We start from the raw sequence: 19043 nt of genomic DNA, 5'->3' as shown, positions 1-19043 counted from the left end.
AGTGTTGATGAAGCCATTTTTCAGACCCGTTTGTCTGGCGGGCGCGTTGGGAATGGCGGTTGCTGGCCAGGCTCAGGCGGCGGCCACCATCCTGCTGTGGCCTATCGATCCGTGGCTCGCTGCGGACGCCAACGCCACGGAGCTGTGGATCCAGAACCAGGGAAACAGCGCCACGACGATGCAGGTCCGCATCGTGCGCTGGAAGCAGGAGGAAGGACACGAGCGTTATACCGCGCAGCAGGACGTGGTCGCCAGCCCGCCGATCGTCACGATTGGCACTGGCAGCAAGCAGCTTATTCGCCTTATCAAACAGGCTTCAGTTCCCGCAGGCGTCGAACAGGCCTACCGCATTATCGTCGATGAAATCCCCCAGCCGGATGCCAAAGCCGAACCCACCATCGGCCTCAAACTGCAGATGCGTTACTCCATCCCTCTGTTCGTGTATGGACAGGGGATCCCGACCATAAAAGAGGGCGCGCACCACGCGCTGGCGGAGACTCAAAACCTGAGCTGGCGGGTGACGCAGGCGGGGGGACAGCCTGCGCTGGAGGTCCGAAACCGGGGGGATGTCCATGTCAGGCTCAGCCAGGTCGCGCTTGAGCAGGGAGGGCAGAAACGCACGGTTGCGGAGGGATTACTGGGTTACGTCCTTCCGGGCAGCACCCGCAGCTGGCCGGTACCCGCTGGCGTTCGTCAGCCAGAGCGGATGAGCGCGCAGATTAATGCCAGGGACGCACAATGGCAGTCGACGCCCGTCAACTGAAGCCGGCGATGATGATACTGCTATGCGTCAGCTCCGCGACCCTGGCCGAGCCCGGTGACGACAGTTTACCGCCGCCTCCCCAGGCGCAGGCGATAAATGATGAAGCGGTTTTCCAGCTTTCTCTCGTGGTCAACCACTACGATACCGGCCTGGTGGTGCCCGTGACGCAGCGTAAAGGCGCTTTCTTTATCTCCAGCGCCGATTTGCTGCGTGCGGGGCTGCCCCCGGCGCATGTTCCCACCGGAGAGGTGAATCTTTCCTCGCTTGCCCAGGTTCGGGCGGAGTACGACAGCGCCGCACAGCGCCTGCTGCTGACCGTTCCTCGCGACTGGGTGACGGCCCGGGTAACCCCTTTCAGCGCGCAAACGGCGCAGGCCAAACCGCACTACGGGCGCGGGGCGCTGCTGAATTACGATCTCTACACCAACCACACGGAACATATCGGCGGTCAGGCGTCGCTCTGGCACGAGTTCCGCTACTTCAACGAGAACGGCTCCTTTTCCTCCACCGGCTACGCGCGGGAAAATTTCAGCGGTAACGACGGCCAGCAGGAAGGGTATGTTCGCTATGACACGACCCTGCTGTTCACTAACGAAGATGACGCGATGAGCTGGAGCGTCGGGGATGTGATCAGCGATGCCCTGAGCTGGAGCTCCAGCGTGCGAATGGGTGGGGTAAGCGTCGGGCGGGATTTCTCCCTGCGTCCTGACCTGGTGACATGGCCGCTGCCCGAGTTCGCGGGGGAAGCCGCGGTACCCACCTCGGTCGATCTCTTTATCAACGGCTATCGCTCCGGCTCAACCCAGCTTCAGCCGGGCCCCTTCACCCTGACTAATCTGCCCTATATCAACGGCGCCGGGGATGCGGTGCTGGTCACGACGGATGCGCTGGGGCGCCAGGTAAGCACTACGCTACCGTTTTACGTCACCAGCGACCTGCTTAAACAAGGGCTGAGCGACGGCGCCGTGACGCTGGGCGGCCTGCGGCGAAATTACGGTATCAAGAATTTTGACTACGGTTCCGCGGCAGGCAGCGGCTCGTATCGCTACGGGATGACGGACTGGCTAACGCTGGAGGGCCACGCGGAAGGGGCGCAGGAGCTGGCGCTGGGCGGCGCGGGGACGGTGATAAAACTCGGCCAGCTTGGCGTGGTGAATACCTCTTACTCGCAAAGCCGCATGCGCGGGGATGCTGGCGGGCAGATCAACTGGGGCTACCAGTACAGCACCAGCGCGTTTAGCGTCGCCACCCAGCACACGCGTCGCGACCGCGGCTTTGGCAACCTCGCCCTCTACGACCAGCCGACGGTGTATGACGAAAACGATAAACCCATCGCCAGCTTCAGCCGTAATACGGACCAGTATTCGCTGACCTTCAATCTGGGACAGTACGGCAACGTTGGTGCGGCCTGGATCGGCGTGGAGAGTTTTGACAGCCAAAAAACCGAGCTGCTCAATCTCTCCTGGAGCCGCAATCTGTGGGGGGCGAGCAGTATTTACCTGGCCGGCAGCCGGGATCGGCAGCGGGGAGACTGGACGGTCGCGCTGTCGCTGCAGGTGCCGCTGGGGGCGCGCGACAGCGCTGCCGTCACCGTTGAAAACACCCCGGATGCAGGCAGTACCCAGCGCATCAACTATAACCACTCCATGCCTTCTGACGGCGGGTTCAGCTGGAACATGGCCTGGGCCAACCAGTCAAGATCCAGTGATTATCAGCAGGGGACGTTGGGGTGGCGCAATAACAACATAGAGCTGCAGGGCGGCGGCTATGGCGAAAGGGACACCATGACCTGGTGGGGCGAGGCGATGGGTTCCGTTGTGCTGATGGACGGCGAGCTTTTTGCGGCGAATAAGATCAACGATGCGTTTGTGGTCATCAGTACCGACGGCCACCCGGACGTGCCCGTCAGCTATGAGAACCAGCCCGTCGGTAAAACTAATAACAACGGCTACCTGCTGGTGAGCGGGGTGTCGGCGTATTACCCCGCAAGCTACCGGATCGATACCCTCAATCTGCCGGCGGATACCCGTCTGAAAGAGACCGAGCGGCGAATCGCTATCCGCCGTCACAGCGGCTATCTGGTCGATTTCCCGATGGAGCAGGAGCGGGTGGCAAGCGTCATTCTGCATGATGCACACGGGCAGGCGTTGCCGGTAGGAAGCCAGGTCCGACGCGTCTCGCGCAGCAATGCGGTGGTGGGGTATGACGGCATCGCCTGGCTGGAAAATCTCAGCGATGTGAACCCGCTTGAGGTGATTACACCTGACGGAAAACGCTGCAAGGCTACCCTGACCGTGCGGGCCAATCCGGAGCACAAGCTGCAAACCTACGGTCCGCTGGTATGTCGGGAGGAGCCATGACGCGCCTGCTGCTGTTGATGTTGCTGCTTTTCTCCGGCGGCGGCTGGGCGGCGTGTACCGTCAGTACGGTTAATGCGTCGTTTGGCAGCGTCACCTCGTTCGCGCTCAGCGGAACCGGGGAGGTGGAAACCACCGGCAGGCTGGTGGTGGCGTGTGATACCGTGCTCAACGTCCTGACCAACGATTCGGTGACCCTGAGCTACACCGCGGCATCGGTGTCGGGCAACAGTCGCGCGACCATGAAACGTACGGATAATGCGGCCATTACGGACGTAATCCCTACCCGGCTGTGCGGATTATCAGCTTGCGCGAGCAGCAGCGAGGTACAGATAAGTAAAACGTATACCTGGAGCGGGAATACCTTGCTGGGGCTGCTGGGGACAAAGCAGTACAACATTCCGCTCTATTTTCGCACCGTCGCCGGACAAAACGTCACTGCCGGTCCCTATCAGGTGCAGTTGACCTTCAGCATCAGCTACAGCGTCTGTGCCTTAGGTGTGGGAAGCCTTTGTACGAACCCCCAGACGGGAACCTCGACAACCACCATTCTGTTGGATATGACCGTTACCAACGACTGCAGCGCCATGACCACACCGGATGTGAACTTTAACAGCGCGCCGCTGGTACAAAGTTTCCCCACCGTCTCGCAGGCGATTGCCGTCACCTGCACCAAAGGAAGTTCGTATACCATCGGCATTAATAACGGTGCCAACGCGCTGAACAACGTGCGGCGGATGGTGAGCGGCAGCAACACCATGAGCTACGACATCTATAAGGAAGCCACCACTAACCGCTGGGGCGGCAGCGGCAGCGAGCGCTGGTCCAGCGCGGTATCGTCACAGGTCAGTACTGACGGCTTACTGCGCACCTACAACTACACCGCGAAAGTCCTGACCAATCAGGCCACACCACCCGCCGGAACCTATACCGATACGCTGATTGTCGACGTGGCGTTTTAACCCCGCGCTTTTCCCTTTCTCAAATGTAAAGTTCCTGTGGGCAGTGCCGATAACACCGTTAATAAATCTATGAGAAGGTGTTGTATGTTGAACCGTATCCGCGTTGTCACAATGCTCATGATGGTGCTGGTCATTTTCGCACTTCTTCAGCTTATTTCCGGCGGGCTTTTTTTCTCGTCATTAAAACAGAACCAGGACAGCTTCGCGGCCTCGAACGATCTGCGCCTGCAGCAGAGTGAACTCACGTCGACGTGGGATCTGATGCTGCAAACGCGTATCAACCTGAGCCGCTCGTCCGCGCGCATGATGATGGATCCCAACAATCAGCAGAGCAGCGCGAAAACCGATCTGTTGAAAAATGCCCGTGCCACCCTCGCTGACGCCGCTAAACACTACGACGCCTTCAAAAAGATCGCCCCGCAGCCTGCTATGGAGCAGGTGAGCCAGAATATCGACGAAAAATACAATGCCTACCATACCGGTCTGACAGAGCTGATTCAGTTCCTGGAGAGCGGCAATATGGACGCCTATTTCGCGCAGCCTACGCAAGGGATGCAAAACGCCCTCGGCGCGGCGCTGGGGGAATACGCGAAGGCCAGTGGCGATCTGTATCACTCGGCCTTTACCGCAAGCCAGGATGACTACCGCTTTGCGAAATGGCAGATGGCCGTGCTGGCGCTGGCGCTGGTCATTGTGCTGATGGCGGTCTGGTACGGCATTCGCCATATCCTGCTGAATCCTCTCGGCCGCGTCATTGCCCACATTCGTGAAATTGCCGGCGGGGACCTGACCAAAACGCTGACCGTTTCCGGGCGCAATGAGATCACCGAGCTGGCAAACAGCGTTGACCATATGCAGCGTTCGTTAATCGAAACCGTCGCCAACGTGCGTAACGGGTCGGAGGCTATCTATACCGGCACCAGCGAAATTGCGATGGGGAATAACGATCTCTCATCTCGTACCGAGCAGCAGGCGTCCGCCCTGGAAGAGACGGCCGCCAGCATGGAGCAGCTCACCGCGACCGTGAAGCAGAACGCCGATAACGCCCGCCAGGCGTCTCAGCTGGCAGAAAGCGCCTCCGAGACGGCGCAGCGCGGCGGTCGCGTGGTGGATGGCGTGGTGAAAACCATGCACGAAATCGCCGACAGCTCGAAGAAAATCGCCGACATCATCAGCGTCATCGACGGCATTGCCTTCCAGACCAACATTCTGGCGCTGAACGCCGCCGTGGAAGCGGCGCGTGCGGGCGAACAGGGACGCGGGTTTGCCGTGGTGGCCGGGGAAGTGCGCAACCTGGCCAGCCGCAGCGCCAACGCGGCAAAAGAGATCAAGTCGCTGATTGAAGATTCCGTCTCCCGCGTGGATACCGGCTCCGTGCTGGTGGAAAGCGCCGGGGAGACAATGAATGACATCGTGAATGCCGTCACCCGCGTGACGGACATCATGGGTGAAATCGCCTCTGCGTCTGATGAGCAGAGTCGTGGTATCGACCAGGTTGCCCTGGCGGTATCGGAAATGGATCGCGTGACACAGCAAAACGCCGCGCTGGTGCAGGAGTCCGCTGCGGCGGCCGCTGCCCTGGAAGACCAGGCGAGCCGTCTGAAGATGGCCGTCTCGGCGTTTCGTCTCGCTTCACTCGCTGGAAACACGGTCACCCCGCAGGCGACGTATCGCGCGCCAGCCGCTGAATCGGCTGTAAACCGTACGCGCACCGCGACGACCGGACAAGATGAAAACTGGGAAACATTTTGACTGACAATTAAACCGCGGCTGCTTGCCGCTTGATGGGAGCGTGGATGTTAAATCGTATTCGTATCTCGACCACACTGTTTTTGATTCTGATCCTTTGCGGTGTGTTGCAGGTTGGCAGTAACGGGTTGTCTTTTTGGGCGTTTCGCGATGGCTATCAGAATTTGCAGGAAGTTGAGGCGAGTAATCAGCAGCGCTCCGCACTGGCACAAACGCGTGCCGTGCTGTTGCAGGCAAGCACTGCGCTGAACAAGGCGGGAACCTTAACCGCGCTGAGTTATCCGCCGGATGACATTAAAGCGCTGATGGCGGCCGCGCGCGACAGCCTGAAGCAGGCTGACGCACAGTTTAAAGCCTTTACGGCGCAGGCCGCCGACAGCGAGAAAGAGAAAGCGCTGAAGGCCGCCATGAAGACGAACTTTGAACAGTGGTACAGCGATCTCGACCACCAGGCAACGTGGCTTGAGAACAACCAGCTTTCGGACTTTATGACCGCACCGGTTCAGGCGTCTCAGGCGGCGTTTGACGGCAGCTTTAACGCGTGGCAGCAGGATATTAACCAGTCTGTTCAGCGTGCCGGTGAACAGAGCCGTAGCAGCTATCACATGTCGGGCGTCATCTTTGCCGTGGTGGTGATCCTGGCAGGGCTGCTGACCGGCGGGGCACTGCTCTGGTCGCGCAGAATGATTGTGCAGCCGCTGGCAATCATCAGCAGCCACTTCGACAGCATTGCGAAAGGGGACCTGGCGCGTCCGGTAGCGGTGTTCGGCAAAAACGAAATTTCGGCGATCTTTGCCAGCCTGAAGGCGATGCAGAGTTCGCTGCGGGAAACGGTGAGCGACGTGCGGCAGGGCAGCTATGCCATGCACACCGGGATCTCCGAGATTGCGGCGGGTAACAACGATCTATCGTCCCGCACCGAGCAGCAGGCGGCCTCGCTGGCGCAGACGGCGGCCAGCATGGAGCAGCTGACCGCGACGGTAGGCCAGAACGCCGATAACGCGCGCCAGGCGTCCGACCTGTCAAAACAGGCGGCGATGACGGCGAAGAAAGGCGGCGACCAGGCCTCCCATGTCGCCAGCACCATGCAGGAGATTGCCACCAGTTCGCAGAAAATTGGTGACATCATCAGCGTGATTGACGGTATCGCGTTCCAGACCAACATTCTGGCGCTGAATGCCGCCGTTGAAGCGGCGCGTGCCGGTGAGCAAGGGCGCGGATTTGCGGTGGTGGCGGGGGAAGTGCGTAACCTGGCGAGCCGCAGCGCCAACGCGGCGAAAGAGATTAAGGTGCTGATCGAAGAGTCGGTCTCGCGCGTTCAGCAGGGCTCAACCCTTGTGGATACGGCGGCGAAAACCATGCACGAGATCGTCACCTCCGTCACGCGGGTGAACGACATCATGGGCGAGATTGCCTCGGCGTCGGACGAACAGCGTCGCGGCATTGAGCAGGTTGCCCAGGCCGTCAGCCAGATGGATCAGGTGACGCAACAGAACGCCTCGTTAGTTGAGGAAGCGGCAGCAGCAACCGATCAGCTGGCCAGTCAGGCCGATCGTCTGACCGGACTGGTCGCGGTGTTTAATGTGAAAGAGCACGTTGAAGCAGTAACAGAAGTCGGGCGGTCGCAGGCCGTGCCAGTTGTATCCTGAATGTAATTAAGAAGGCGCTATGACATCACCAATGCCCCCTGGGCAAACGTCATTACTGTTGCAGATGACACAGCGCCTCGCGCTGTCCGACGCGCATTTTCGTCGGATATGTCAGTTAATCTACCAGCGTGCGGGGATCGTGCTTGCGGATCATAAGCGGGACATGGTCTACAACCGTCTGGTGCGGCGCTTGCGCACGCTGGGGCTGGATGATTTTGGCCGCTATCTGAGCATGCTCGAGGCGAACCAGAACAGCGCAGAGTGGCAGGCTTTTATTAACTCGTTAACCACCAACCTGACGGCGTTTTTCCGTGAAGCTCACCACTTCCCGGTCCTGGCCGAGCACGCCCGCCGTCGCACCGGGGAGTATCGCGTATGGAGTGCGGCCGCCTCGACGGGTGAAGAGCCGTACTCGCTGGCGATCACCCTTGCTGACACCCTGGGCATGACGCCTGGACGCTGGAAAGTCTACGCCAGCGATATCGATACCGAGGTGCTGGAGAAGGCGCGTAACGGCGTGTATCGCCAGGATGAACTGAAAACGCTGTCGCCGCAGCAGCTGCAGCGTTATTTCATGCGCGGCACGGGCCCGCATGAAGGTCTGGTACGCGTACGTCAGGAGCTGGCGAACTGCGTCGAATTCGCGCCCGTAAACCTGCTGGATAAGCAGTACAACGTGCCGGGGCCGTTCGACGCCATTTTTTGCCGTAACGTCATGATCTATTTTGATAAAACGACGCAACAGGACATTCTGCGTCGGTTTGTTCCGTTGCTCAAGCCTGACGGTTTACTGTTTGCCGGGCACTCGGAAAACTTCAGCAACCTCGCGCGTGAGTTTAGCCTGCGTGGGCAAACGGTATATGCGCTGAGTAAGGAAAAAGCATGAGTAAAATCAGGGTGTTGTCTGTCGATGATTCAGCGCTGATGCGTCAGATCATGACTGAAATTATCAATAGCCACAGCGACATGGAGATGGTGGCCACTGCGCCCGATCCTCTGGTAGCGCGGGATTTAATTAAAAAATATAACCCCGACGTGCTAACGCTGGATGTCGAGATGCCGCGCATGGATGGCATCGATTTCCTCGAAAAATTAATGCGGCTTCGGCCCATGCCGGTGGTAATGGTCTCCTCCCTGACCGGTAAAGGGTCGGAAATTACCCTGCGCGCGCTGGAGCTGGGGGCGGTGGATTTTGTCACCAAACCGCAGCTCGGCATTCGCGAAGGGATGCTGGCCTACAGCGAAATGATTGCAGAGAAGATCCGCACCGCGTCGCGTGCGAAGCTTGCCGCCCACACGCCGATGGCCGCGCCTGTGACCCTGAAGGCCGGTCCCTTACTCAGCTCGGAAAAACTGCTGGTCATTGGGGCGTCAACCGGAGGAACAGAGGCAATTCGTCATGTACTCCAGCCATTGCCGCTTTCAAGTCCGGGTATTCTGATCACTCAGCATATGCCGCCAGGCTTTACCCGTTCGTTCGCCGAACGCCTGAACAAGCTGTGCCAGATCAGCGTGAAAGAGGCGGAAGACGGCGAGCGCGTGCTCCCGGGACATGCCTATATCGCCCCGGGCGACAAGCACATGGAGCTGTCGCGCAGCGGCGCTAACTATCAAATCAAAATTCATGACGGGCCGCCGGTTAACCGGCACCGTCCGTCGGTGGATGTGCTGTTTCATTCGGTGGCGAAACATGCGGGGCGCAACGCTGTTGGGGTGATCCTGACGGGGATGGGCAACGACGGTGCCGCCGGAATGCTTGCAATGCACCAGGCTGGCGCCTGGACGATTGCGCAGAATGAAGCAAGTTGTGTGGTGTTCGGCATGCCGCGCGAGGCCATCAATATGGGTGGCGTGAGCGAAGTGGTCGATCTTAGCCAGGTAAGCCAGCAGATGCTGGCGAAAATCAGTGCCGGACAGGCAATACGTATTTGACTCAGGAGTATTATTTTATGGCGGATAAAGAGCTTAAGTTTTTGGTTGTGGATGACTTTTCCACCATGCGTCGCATCGTGCGCAACCTGCTGAAAGAGCTGGGCTTCAACAACGTTGAAGAAGCAGAAGACGGCGTTGATGCGCTGAACAAGCTGCAGGCTGGCGGGTTTGGTTTTGTTATCTCCGACTGGAACATGCCTAACATGGACGGTCTGGAACTGCTGAAAACCATTCGTGCCGATGCGGGAATGGCGTCTATGCCGGTTCTGATGGTCACTGCAGAAGCGAAAAAAGAGAACATCATTGCCGCTGCACAGGCGGGCGCAAGCGGCTATGTGGTGAAGCCATTCACCGCGGCAACCCTGGAAGAGAAGCTCGGTAAGATCTTCGAGAAACTCGGCATGTGAGGTGATGGAAATGTTGCAACCTGCTATGAAACCCGTTGAAGAACACTCGCCGAGCGATATCATCGTCCGCATCGGCAGCCTGACGCGCATGCTGCGTGACAGCCTGCGCGAGCTGGGTCTGGATCAGGCGATTGCCGAAGCGGCGGAAGCCATTCCTGATGCCCGCGATCGTCTGGACTACGTTGTGCAGATGACCGCTCAGGCCGCTGAGCGTGCGCTGAACAGCGTTGAAGCGTCACAGCCGCACCAGGATGCGATGGAAAAGGGGGCGAAAGCGCTGAGCAAACGCTGGGACGAGTGGTTTGAGAACCCTATCGAGCTGGCGGATGCCCGCGAGCTGGTGACGGATACCCGTCAGTACCTGGGTGATGTGCCGGGCCACACCAGCTTCACCAACGCCCAGCTGCTGGACATCATGATGGCGCAGGATTTCCAGGACCTGACCGGTCAGGTGATCAAGCGCATGATGGATGTTATCCAGGAGATTGAGCGTCAGCTGCTGATGGTTCTGCTGGAGAACATTCCGGAACCGGCAGCCCGTCCAAAACGCGAGAACGAAAGCCTGCTCAATGGTCCTCAGCTCGACGCCAGCAAAGCGGGCGTCGTGGCAAGCCAGGATCAGGTCGACGACCTGCTGGACAGCCTCGGCTTCTGATTGCCAATTCCGCCTCAGGAGGTTTACGCCGCCTGAGGCGGTTTGCGACAAAATCACCGAAAAGAGCCCGAATAAACGGGCTTTTCCCGCCATTGGATTTCCGCTGCGCTGGCATGATACCCGTGACGTAATGGGCTGAGCATGCACTGTGGCAGAAGAGAACGACGACAAAACGGAAGCCCCCACACCCCACCGACTAGAAAAAGCGCGTGAGGAAGGGCAGATCCCCCGATCCCGAGAATTGACCTCCCTGCTGATCCTTATCGTAGGCGTGTGCATTATCTGGTGGGGCGGGGAGTCGCTCGCCCGCAAGCTGGCGGGAATGTTGTCCACCGGCTTACGTTTTGACCACAGCATGGTCAACGATCCGAATCTGATCCTCAGCCAGATTATTCAGCTTATTAAAGGGGCCATGGTCGCGCTGTTGCCCCTGATTACCGGGGTTGTGCTGGTCGCGCTGGTCTCTCCGGTGATGCTCGGCGGTCTGGTTTTTAGCGCCAAATCGCTGCAACCGAAATTTTCCAAACTGAACCCGCTGCCGGGCATTGCGAAAATGTTCTCTGCGCAGACCGGGGCTGAGCTGCTCAAAGCCGTGCTCAAATCGGTGCTGATGGGCAGTTCCGCGGGGTTTTACCTCTGGTACCACTGGCCGGAAATGATGCGTCTTATCAGCGAATCGCCGCTCACCGCGATGAGCAACGCGCTGAATCTGGTCGGGCTCTGCGCGCTGCTGGTGGTGCTCAGCATTATCCCGATGGTGGGTTTTGACGTGATCTTCCAGCTTTATACCCACTTCAAAAAACTGCGCATGTCACGGCAGGATATTCGTGACGAATATAAGCAGATGGAAGGTGACCCGCACGTGAAAGGGCGCATCCGCCAGATGCAGCGTGCCGTCGCCCGTCGCCGCATGATGGAAGATGTGCCGAAGGCCGACGTCATTGTTACCAACCCGACGCACTATTCCGTTGCGCTGCGCTACGACGAAAACAAAATGAGCGCGCCGAAGGTCGTCGCGAAAGGGGCTGGACTGATCGCACTGCGCATCCGGGAAATTGGCACAGAACACCGCGTGCCGATCCTCGAAGCCCCTCCGCTGGCGCGTGCCCTGTACCGCCATGCGGATATTGGACAACAGATCCCGGGACAACTCTACGCCGCCGTGGCGGAAGTGCTGGCCTGGGTATGGCAGTTGAAGCGCTGGCGTCTGGCCGGCGGTCAACGGCCTGTGAAACCTGAGAACCTTCCGGTGCCTGCCGCGCTGGATTTTATGAACGAGAAGGACACTGATGGCTAATCTGGTGGCAATGTTGCGCCTGCCCGGCAACCTGAAATCGACCCAATGGCAGATCCTTGCCGGGCCGATTCTGATCCTGCTAATTCTGTCGATGATGGTACTGCCGCTCCCGGCGTTCATCCTCGATCTGCTTTTCACTTTCAATATTGCGCTGTCCATTATGGTGCTGCTGGTGGCGATGTTCACCCAGCGTACCCTGGAGTTCGCCGCGTTCCCGACCATTCTGCTGTTTACCACCTTGCTACGACTGGCGCTGAACGTGGCGTCCACGCGTATCATCCTGATGGAGGGTCACACCGGTGCGGCAGCGGCAGGTAAAGTGGTGGAGGCGTTCGGCCACTTCCTGGTGGGCGGCAATTTCGCTATCGGTATCGTGGTGTTCGTTATCCTCGTTATCATCAACTTTATGGTTATCACCAAAGGTGCAGGGCGTATCGCGGAAGTCGGCGCGCGTTTTGTGCTGGACGGGATGCCGGGCAAGCAGATGGCGATCGACGCCGACCTGAACGCCGGTCTTATCGCCGAAGATGAAGCCAAAAAACGCCGTTCGGAAGTGACGCAGGAAGCGGACTTCTACGGCTCCATGGACGGTGCGAGTAAGTTTGTGCGCGGTGACGCCATCGCGGGCATTCTGATCATGGTGATTAACGTGGTCGGCGGCCTGCTGGTGGGGGTATTGCAGCACGGGATGGACATGGGCCACGCGGCGGAGAGCTATACGCTGCTGACCATTGGTGACGGTCTGGTCGCGCAGATCCCGGCGCTGGTTATCTCCACGGCGGCGGGTGTGATTGTGACCCGCGTGAGTACCGATCAGGACGTTGGCGAGCAGATGGTGGGCCAGCTCTTCAGTAACCCGCGCGTGATGCTGCTGGCCGCTGCCGTTCTGGGTTTGCTCGGTCTGGTGCCGGGTATGCCAAACCTGGTGTTCCTGCTGTTTACGGCGGGCCTGCTGGGGCTAGCCTGGTGGATGCGCGGTCGTGAAACCAAACCGGCAGCGGAACCTGTTCCGGTAAAAATGCCGGAGAATACCCAGGCCGTCGAAGCGACCTGGAACGACGTTCAGCTGGAAGATTCCCTGGGCATGGAAGTGGGCTATCGCCTGATTCCGATGGTCGATTTCCAGCAGGATGGCGAGCTGCTTGGCCGTATCCGCAGCATCCGTAAAAAATTCGCGCAGGATATGGGCTTCCTGCCGCCGGTTGTTCACATCCGCGACAATATGGACCTGCCGCCCGCGCGCTATCGCATCCTGATGAAAGGTGTCGAAATTGGCAGCGGTGATGCCTATCCGGGCCGCTGGCTGGCGATTAACCCCGGCACCGCCGCAGGCACGCTGCCGGGCGAGCAAACCATCGATCCGGCCTTTGGCCTGGCCGCTATCTGGATTGAAAGTGCCCTGAAAGAGCAGGCGCAGATCCAGGGGTATACGGTTGTTGAAGCCAGTACCGTGGTGGCGACCCACCTTAACCACCTGATTGGGCAATTCTCGGCGGAGCTGTTTGGCCGTCAGGAAGCGCAGCAGCTGCTGGACCGCGTCACGCAGGAGATGCCGAAGCTGACTGAAGATCTGGTCCCGGGCGTGGTGACGCTGACAACGCTGCACAAGGTGCTGCAAAACCTGCTCGAAGAAAAGGTGCCGATCCGCGATATGCGCACCATTCTGGAAACGCTGGCAGAGCATGCGCCAATCCAGAGCGATCCGCACGAGCTGACGGCTGTGGTGCGCGTGGCGCTGGGCCGCGCGATCACCCAGCAGTGGTTCCCGGGAACCGGAGAAGTGCAGGTTATCGGCCTCGATACGCCGCTTGAACGTCTGCTGCTGCAGGCCCTGCAGGGTGGGGGCGGCCTGGAGCCGGGGCTGGCGGACCGTCTGCTGGCGCAAACGCAGGAGGCGCTGGCGCGTCAGGAGATGCTGGGCGCGCCGCCGGTGCTGCTGGTGAACCATGCGCTGCGTCCGCTGCTGTCGCGCTTCCTGCGTCGTAGCCTGAATCAGCTGGTCGTGCTGTCGAATCTGGAGCTGTCGGATAACCGTCATATCCGCATGACCGCGACGATTGGAGGAAAATAATGCGTAAATGGCTTTGGATTTTGCTCTTCCCGCTGGCGGCACAGGCTGGCGGGGAGGGGACCTGGCAGGCGAGCAGCATGGGGGTGACCCTCAGCAACCGGGGCGTCGCCATGTCCTCTAACCCGCTGTCGCCTTCTGACGGGGTTTCCGGTCAGATGGGCCTTGTGGTCTGGAACTACCGGCTGATTGGCCCAACCCCGGCCGGACTGCGGGTGCGCCTCTGTTCTCAGACGCGCTGCACGGAAATCGACGGCGAAAACGGCACGACACAGGCGTTCAACGGCGTACCGGCCATTGAACCTCTGCGTTTCATCTGGGAAGTGCCGGGCGGTGGACGCTTAATCCCGGCCCTGAAAGTACAGAGTAATTCTGTCATCGTGAACTACCGCTAACACCCTCTCTTTTCACCAGCCATCAGGCAATTCTGATGGCTGGCTCTCAAAATTGCCCTCGCCTTTTGAATAAATAGAAACGCTGTTTTATAAATCAGTGACGCGCGTGACGATACTCTTTGCATTTTTGCCATTCACCCGCCTGGTGATGGCAGAAACAGAAAGGTATCAACAGGCCGATGCATTTACTGTAGCCGTATAAAAGCTCCCGGATGAAGCTTGCTTGCAGGGAGTCTCCCAAAACTGATTAGGGTTGACGGCAATGAAAACACGTAAAATTGGACTCGCAAATTATCTTGCTTACGGGTCAGGCGATTTCCTCGGGGCGGGTACCACCGCCCTGACGGCGGCCTGGCTTTTATATTTCTATACCACCTTCTGCGGGCTCTCACCGATCGAAGCCACGTTCATCTTTGCCGCGGCAAGGGTGCTGGATGCCGTGGTTAGCCCGTTAATGGGCTTTTTAACCGATAACTTTGGTACGACCTGGCTCGGTAAGCGCTTCGGCCGTCGCAAGTTCTTTATCCTGCTGGGGATTCCGTGCGTGTTCAGCTACTCGCTGATGTGGGTAGGGGACATGAGCTTCTGGTACTACCTGCTGACCTATCTGGTGTTTGATATTGTCTACACCATGATTCTGGTGCCGTACGAAACGCTGGTGCCGGAAATGACCGACGACTTTAAGCAGAAAACCAAGTTCTCCGGGGCGCGTATCTCTATGGCGCAGATGTCCGCCATTCTGGCCTCCTTCCTGCCGGGGATCCTGTTGACCCACTTCGGGAAAGACAACGCGGTTTCCTTCTTCTACGCAAGCCTGGTCTTCTCCGTGCTCTGCGCGCTGATGCTGACCTTCGTCTGGTTCTTCACCTGGGAACGCCCGCGCGAAGAGTGGTCTGAAGCGGCGCTGCGTGCTGAAGAAGAGAAGAAGAAGCTGACGCTGGGGCAGAGCCTCAACCGCCTGTTCGTCGAGTTAAGCTCCACGCTGCGCATCAAGATTTTCCGTCAGCATCTGGGCATGTACCTCGGCGGCTATATCGCGCAGGACGTTTTTAATGCGGTATTCACCTACTACGTGGTGTTCGTGCTGATGCAGGAAGCGTCAATGGCGTCCAATCTGCTGGGCACGATGGCCATCTTCCAGTTCCTTGCGGTTATCGCCATGATCCCGTTGTGTATCCGCTTCGGGCCGGCACCGTCCTACCGCATGGTGGTGGTGCTGTTTGGTCTGGCATCAATTTCCTACGCCGTGCTCTATTACGCGGGTCTGAGCGACGTTTACTCTCTGCTGTTGCTGATCTCTGCGGTGGCCGGGCTGGGTCGCGGCGGTATCAACTACGTGCCGTGGAATACCTACACCTACATTGCTGACGTGGATGAAGTGATCACCGGCCAGCGCCGCGAAGGGATCTTCGCGGGCATCATGACCCTGACCCGTAAGGCGTCACAGGCCGGTGCGGTGATGCTGGTGGGTATTGTGATGCAGATGTCCGGCTTTGTCAGCGGTCAGAAAGTGCAGCCTGCGGAAGTGAGCCACACCATTTTGATGATCCTGAGCGTGGGCACCATCCTGGTGCTGTTCTGCGGCTTCCTCGTTTCCCTGCGCTTCAAGCTCAATTTGCAGACCCACAGCACGCTGCGCGAGGAGACCGCGAAAATGCGTGAATGTGGTCATGCGATGCCTGAGTCAGCGACGCCACACGCCCGCGCCACCGTCGAGATGCTGGCCGGTATGCCTTATGAGTCACTGTGGGGCAATAACAACATCGGTTATCTGAATCGCAACAAGCCAGCGGCGCCTTCGCTGAAGGATCGCGCGGTACTGAATTCGACATACAACAGAGGTTAAGATAATGAAAGTTTGGCCTGTCAAACATAGCCCGTTACTGCGTCAGCCAGAGCGCTTTATCGCCCGGGACGAGCTGAAATCGCTGATTCAAAAGGTGACGCATAGCCTGGTCAATATCCACGACAAAACGGGTGAATTTTTGCTGCGGCTGGACGACGGGCGCGTGATCGACACCAAAGGCTGGGCCGGATGGGAGTGGACGCACGGCGTCGGCCTGTACGGTATCTGGCAGTATTACTGCCAGACCGGCGACGAAGGTATGCGAGACATCATCGACAGCTGGTTTGCCGACCGCTTTGCGGAAGGCGCGACCACCAAAAACGTGAATACCATGTCGCCGTTCCTGACGCTGGCCTATCGCTACGAAGAGACCAAAAATCAGGCCTGGCTGCCGTGGCTGGAAAGCTGGGCGGAATGGGCGATGGCCGAGATGCCGCGCACTGAACACGGCGGGATGCAGCACATCACCCTGGCGGAAGAGAACCATCAGCAGATGTGGGATGACACGCTGATGATGACGGTGCTGCCGCTGGCGAAAATCGGCAAGCTGCTCAATAAACCGGAGTACGTTGAAGAGGCGGTTTATCAGTTCCTGCTGCACGTGCAGAACTTGATGGACCGGGAGACCGGGCTGTGGTTCCACGGCTGGAGCTACGACGGTAATCACAACTTCGCCAATGCCCGCTGGGCGCGCGGCAACAGCTGGCTCACCATCGTCATCCCGGACTTCCTCGAGCTGGTGGATCTGCCGGAAAACAACGCCGTGCGTCGCTACCTGGTGCAGGTATTGAATGCGCAGATTGCCGCGCTGGCGAAATGTCAGGACGACAGCGGGCTGTGGCATACGCTGCTCGACGATCCACATTCGTATCTTGAGGCGTCCGCCACGGCAGGGTTTGCCTACGGCATTCTGAAAGCCGTGCGCAAGCGCTACGTTGGCGCGGAGTATGCCGAAGTGGCAGAAAAAGCCATTCGCGGTATCGTCAAGAATATCTCGCCGGAAGGCGAGCTGTTGCAAACCTCGTTCGGTACGGGGATGGGAAGCGATCTTGAGTTTTATCGCCAGATCCCGCTGACGTCGATGCCGTATGGGCAGGCGATGGCGATACTGTGTCTGACGGAGTATTTGCGGAAATACTTCTGAACCTGTGGAGATCCCCGGTGGCGCTGCGCTTACCGGGGCTACAAAATAAAACCCGGCATTTGCCGGGTTTTTTGTATTACATGCGTTCTACGGTTTCGATACCCAGGGTATCCAGTCCCAGCTTCAGGGTCTTTGCCGTGAGCTGCGCCAGCTTCAGGCGGCTGTTGCGGACCGATTCGTTTTCCGCAGACAGAATAGGGCAGTGCTCGTAGAAGCCGGAGAACAGACCCGCCAGATCGTACAGGTAAGCACACATCACGTGCGGCGTTCCGTCACGCGCGACAACCGTCAGCGTCTCTTCGAACTGCAGCAGACGCGCCGCCAGCTGCGCCTCGCGATCTTCCGTGATGGTCACGGCAGCATTCGCCAGCGCGCTTTCGTCGATGTTTGCCTTACGGAATACGGAGAGCACGCGGGTGTAGGCATACTGCATGTAAGGCGCCGTGTTGCCTTCAAACGCCAGCATGTTATCCCAGTCGAAGATATAGTCGGTGGTACGGTTCTTGGAGAGATCCGCGTATTTCACCGCACCGATACCCACGGCGTTGGCCAGTTTTTCCAGCTCATCGGCAGGCATGTCCGGGTTCTTCTCGGCCACCAGACGGCGGGCGCGTTCCAGCGCTTCGTCCAGCAGGTCGGACAGCTTCACGGTACCGCCCGCACGGGTTTTGAACGGCTTGCCGTCTTTACCCAGCATCATGCCGAACATGTGGTGTTCCAGCGGAACGCAATCCGGCACGTAACCGGCTTTGCGCACGATGGTCCACGCCTGCATCAGGTGCTGGTGCTGACGGGAGTCGATGTAGTACAGCACGCGGTCGGCATGCAGCGTTTCGTAACGGTATTTCGCGCAGGCGATATCGGTGGTGGTGTAGAGGTAGCCGCCATCCTTTTTCTGGATGATCACGCCCATCGGTTCACCTTCCTTGTTTTTGTACTCATCAAGGAACACCACCGTTGCGCCTTCGCTCTCAACCGCCAGGTGTTTGGCCTTCAGGTCGGCCACAATGCCGGGCAGCATTGGGTTATAGAGGCTTTCACCCATCACGTCGTCACGGGTCAGGGTGACGTTCAGGCGGTTATAGGTGAGCTGGTTCTGAGACATGGTGATGTCAACCAGCTTGCGCCACATCTCGAGGAAATACCGATCGCCACCCTGCAGTTTTACCACGTAGCTGCGCGCGCGCTCGGCGAAGGCTTCGTCTTCGTCGTAGTGCTTTTTAGCTTCGCGGTAGAACCCTTCCAGGTCCGCCAGCGCCATTTCACCCGCGTTTTCCTGCTGCTGTTTTTCCAGGTAAGCAATCAGCATGCCGAACTGGGTACCCCAGTCGCCCACGTGGTTCGCGCGGATCACCTTGTGACCGAGGAACTCGAGCGTGCGCACTGCGGCATCACCGATGATGGTGGAGCGCAGGTGGCCAACGTGCATCTCTTTCGCCACGTTCGGGGCAGAGTAGTCGATCACGACGGTCTGCGCCTCCGGCTGGGAAACACCCAGACGGTCAGATTTCAGCGCCGCGTCAACGTGGCGTGCCAGGAACGCAGGCTCAAGGAAGATATTGATAAAGCCCGGACCGGCGATTTCGGTTTTACTGGCAATGCCGGAAAGATCCAGATGCGTCAGTACCTGCTCAGCGAGCTGTCGCGGCGGCATGCCCAGTTTTTTAGCCACTGCCATCACGCCATTAGCCTGATAGTCGCCAAACTGTACTTTTGCTGACTGACGAACCTGCGGTTCGCAATCCGCAGGCGCACCTGCGGCAATCAGTGCCTGACTGACTTTTTCGGAGAGAAGAGCCTGAATATTCACCTGGATACC

General features: G+C 58.9%; 15 protein-coding genes. 14 read left to right on the top strand and 1 reads right to left on the bottom strand.

Translation table 11 applies throughout. The features are described from left to right. Positions 1–7 precede the first annotated feature (7 nt). From KIF87_RS03235 to bglB, 14 genes are all read left to right on the top strand, one after another. On the top strand, positions 8–763 hold the full coding sequence (locus KIF87_RS03235; protein WP_213327882.1) for a fimbrial biogenesis chaperone: 756 nt from the start codon (positions 8–10) through the stop codon (positions 761–763). Next, entirely contained in the window at positions 739–3123 is a 2385-nt protein-coding gene (locus KIF87_RS03230; protein ID WP_213327881.1) for a fimbria/pilus outer membrane usher protein, read from the top strand. The genes KIF87_RS03235 and KIF87_RS03230 overlap by 25 nt, the downstream gene beginning before the upstream one ends. Beyond that, complete coding sequence (locus tag KIF87_RS03225; RefSeq protein WP_213327880.1) at positions 3120–4082, top strand: Csu type fimbrial protein; 963 nt, start codon at positions 3120–3122, stop codon at positions 4080–4082. Before KIF87_RS03230 ends, KIF87_RS03225 begins: the two co-directional genes overlap by 4 nt. A gap of 84 nt (positions 4083–4166) precedes the next feature. After that, the gene (tar, locus tag KIF87_RS03220; protein WP_213327879.1) at positions 4167–5834 is read left to right on the top strand and encodes a methyl-accepting chemotaxis protein II; all 1668 of its coding nucleotides are present in this window, start codon (positions 4167–4169) and stop codon (positions 5832–5834) included. A gap of 44 nt (positions 5835–5878) precedes the next feature. Beyond that, on the top strand, positions 5879–7480 hold the full coding sequence (tap, locus tag KIF87_RS03215) for a methyl-accepting chemotaxis protein IV (protein ID WP_121424217.1): 1602 nt from the start codon (positions 5879–5881) through the stop codon (positions 7478–7480). 19 nt (positions 7481–7499) lie between these two features. Then, the gene (cheR, locus tag KIF87_RS03210) at positions 7500–8366 is read left to right on the top strand and encodes a protein-glutamate O-methyltransferase CheR (RefSeq protein WP_023312253.1); all 867 of its coding nucleotides are present in this window, start codon (positions 7500–7502) and stop codon (positions 8364–8366) included. Beyond that, a complete protein-coding gene (locus tag KIF87_RS03205; RefSeq protein ID WP_063143692.1) occupies positions 8363–9412 on the top strand; it encodes a protein-glutamate methylesterase/protein-glutamine glutaminase in 1050 nt (349 codons plus the stop codon). Before cheR ends, KIF87_RS03205 begins: the two co-directional genes overlap by 4 nt. A gap of 17 nt (positions 9413–9429) precedes the next feature. Beyond that, a complete protein-coding gene (gene cheY / locus KIF87_RS03200) occupies positions 9430–9819 on the top strand; it encodes a chemotaxis response regulator CheY (protein WP_008500431.1) in 390 nt (129 codons plus the stop codon). A 10-nt stretch (positions 9820–9829) separates the two neighbouring features. Beyond that, positions 9830–10474, top strand: coding sequence for a protein phosphatase CheZ (gene cheZ, locus KIF87_RS03195; protein ID WP_023312251.1), 645 nt, complete (start codon positions 9830–9832; stop codon positions 10472–10474). Between the two features lie 148 nt (positions 10475–10622). Then, positions 10623–11771: a flagellar biosynthesis protein FlhB gene (gene flhB, locus KIF87_RS03190; RefSeq protein ID WP_213327878.1), complete on the top strand. Its 1149-nt coding sequence runs from the start codon at positions 10623–10625 to the stop codon at positions 11769–11771. After that, positions 11764–13842 (top strand): flagellar biosynthesis protein FlhA, encoded by a 2079-nt coding sequence (flhA, locus tag KIF87_RS03185; RefSeq protein WP_024909680.1) that lies wholly within the window; start codon positions 11764–11766, stop codon positions 13840–13842. Before flhB ends, flhA begins: the two co-directional genes overlap by 8 nt. After that, on the top strand, positions 13842–14234 hold the full coding sequence (gene flhE, locus KIF87_RS03180; RefSeq protein WP_213327877.1) for a flagellar protein FlhE: 393 nt from the start codon (positions 13842–13844) through the stop codon (positions 14232–14234). The genes flhA and flhE overlap by 1 nt, the downstream gene beginning before the upstream one ends. 262 nt (positions 14235–14496) lie before the next feature. After that, positions 14497–16080: an MFS transporter gene (locus KIF87_RS03175; protein WP_213327876.1), complete on the top strand. Its 1584-nt coding sequence runs from the start codon at positions 14497–14499 to the stop codon at positions 16078–16080. Positions 16081–16084: 4 nt separating this feature from the next. Further along, positions 16085–17224 (top strand): beta-galactosidase BglB, encoded by a 1140-nt coding sequence (gene bglB / locus KIF87_RS03170; RefSeq protein WP_213327875.1) that lies wholly within the window; start codon positions 16085–16087, stop codon positions 17222–17224. 76 nt (positions 17225–17300) lie between these two features. Here bglB and argS read toward each other — a convergent pair whose 3' ends face one another. Next, complete coding sequence (gene argS / locus KIF87_RS03165) at positions 17301–19034, bottom strand: arginine--tRNA ligase (protein ID WP_213327874.1); 1734 nt, start codon at positions 19032–19034, stop codon at positions 17301–17303. Positions 19035–19043 lie beyond the last annotated feature (9 nt).

The sequence above is a fragment of the Enterobacter sp. 120016 genome, from assembly GCF_018383635.1.
Taxonomy (GTDB): domain Bacteria; phylum Pseudomonadota; class Gammaproteobacteria; order Enterobacterales; family Enterobacteriaceae; genus Enterobacter; species Enterobacter asburiae_D.
Note: the sequence above shows the minus strand (reverse complement) of the source record. Positions and strands in the feature narration are given on the sequence as shown.

What these genes read in the sequence shown, in the direction of transcription:
- bglB (WP_213327875.1), top strand. Translation starts at nt 16,085, where the DNA reads ATGAAAGTTTGGCCTGTCAAACATAGCCCGTTACTGCGTCAGCCAGAG.
- cheY (WP_008500431.1), top strand. Translation starts at nt 9,430, where the DNA reads ATGGCGGATAAAGAGCTTAAGTTTTTGGTTGTGGATGACTTTTCCACC.
- flhE (WP_213327877.1), top strand. Translation starts at nt 13,842, where the DNA reads ATGCGTAAATGGCTTTGGATTTTGCTCTTCCCGCTGGCGGCACAGGCT.
- KIF87_RS03235 (WP_213327882.1), top strand. Translation starts at nt 8, where the DNA reads ATGAAGCCATTTTTCAGACCCGTTTGTCTGGCGGGCGCGTTGGGAATG.
- KIF87_RS03230 (WP_213327881.1), top strand. Translation starts at nt 739, where the DNA reads ATGGCAGTCGACGCCCGTCAACTGAAGCCGGCGATGATGATACTGCTA.
- KIF87_RS03225 (WP_213327880.1), top strand. Translation starts at nt 3,120, where the DNA reads ATGACGCGCCTGCTGCTGTTGATGTTGCTGCTTTTCTCCGGCGGCGGC.
- cheR (WP_023312253.1), top strand. Translation starts at nt 7,500, where the DNA reads ATGACATCACCAATGCCCCCTGGGCAAACGTCATTACTGTTGCAGATG.
- tar (WP_213327879.1), top strand. Translation starts at nt 4,167, where the DNA reads ATGTTGAACCGTATCCGCGTTGTCACAATGCTCATGATGGTGCTGGTC.
- KIF87_RS03205 (WP_063143692.1), top strand. Translation starts at nt 8,363, where the DNA reads ATGAGTAAAATCAGGGTGTTGTCTGTCGATGATTCAGCGCTGATGCGT.
- cheZ (WP_023312251.1), top strand. Translation starts at nt 9,830, where the DNA reads ATGTTGCAACCTGCTATGAAACCCGTTGAAGAACACTCGCCGAGCGAT.
- tap (WP_121424217.1), top strand. Translation starts at nt 5,879, where the DNA reads ATGTTAAATCGTATTCGTATCTCGACCACACTGTTTTTGATTCTGATC.
- KIF87_RS03175 (WP_213327876.1), top strand. Translation starts at nt 14,497, where the DNA reads ATGAAAACACGTAAAATTGGACTCGCAAATTATCTTGCTTACGGGTCA.
- flhA (WP_024909680.1), top strand. Translation starts at nt 11,764, where the DNA reads ATGGCTAATCTGGTGGCAATGTTGCGCCTGCCCGGCAACCTGAAATCG.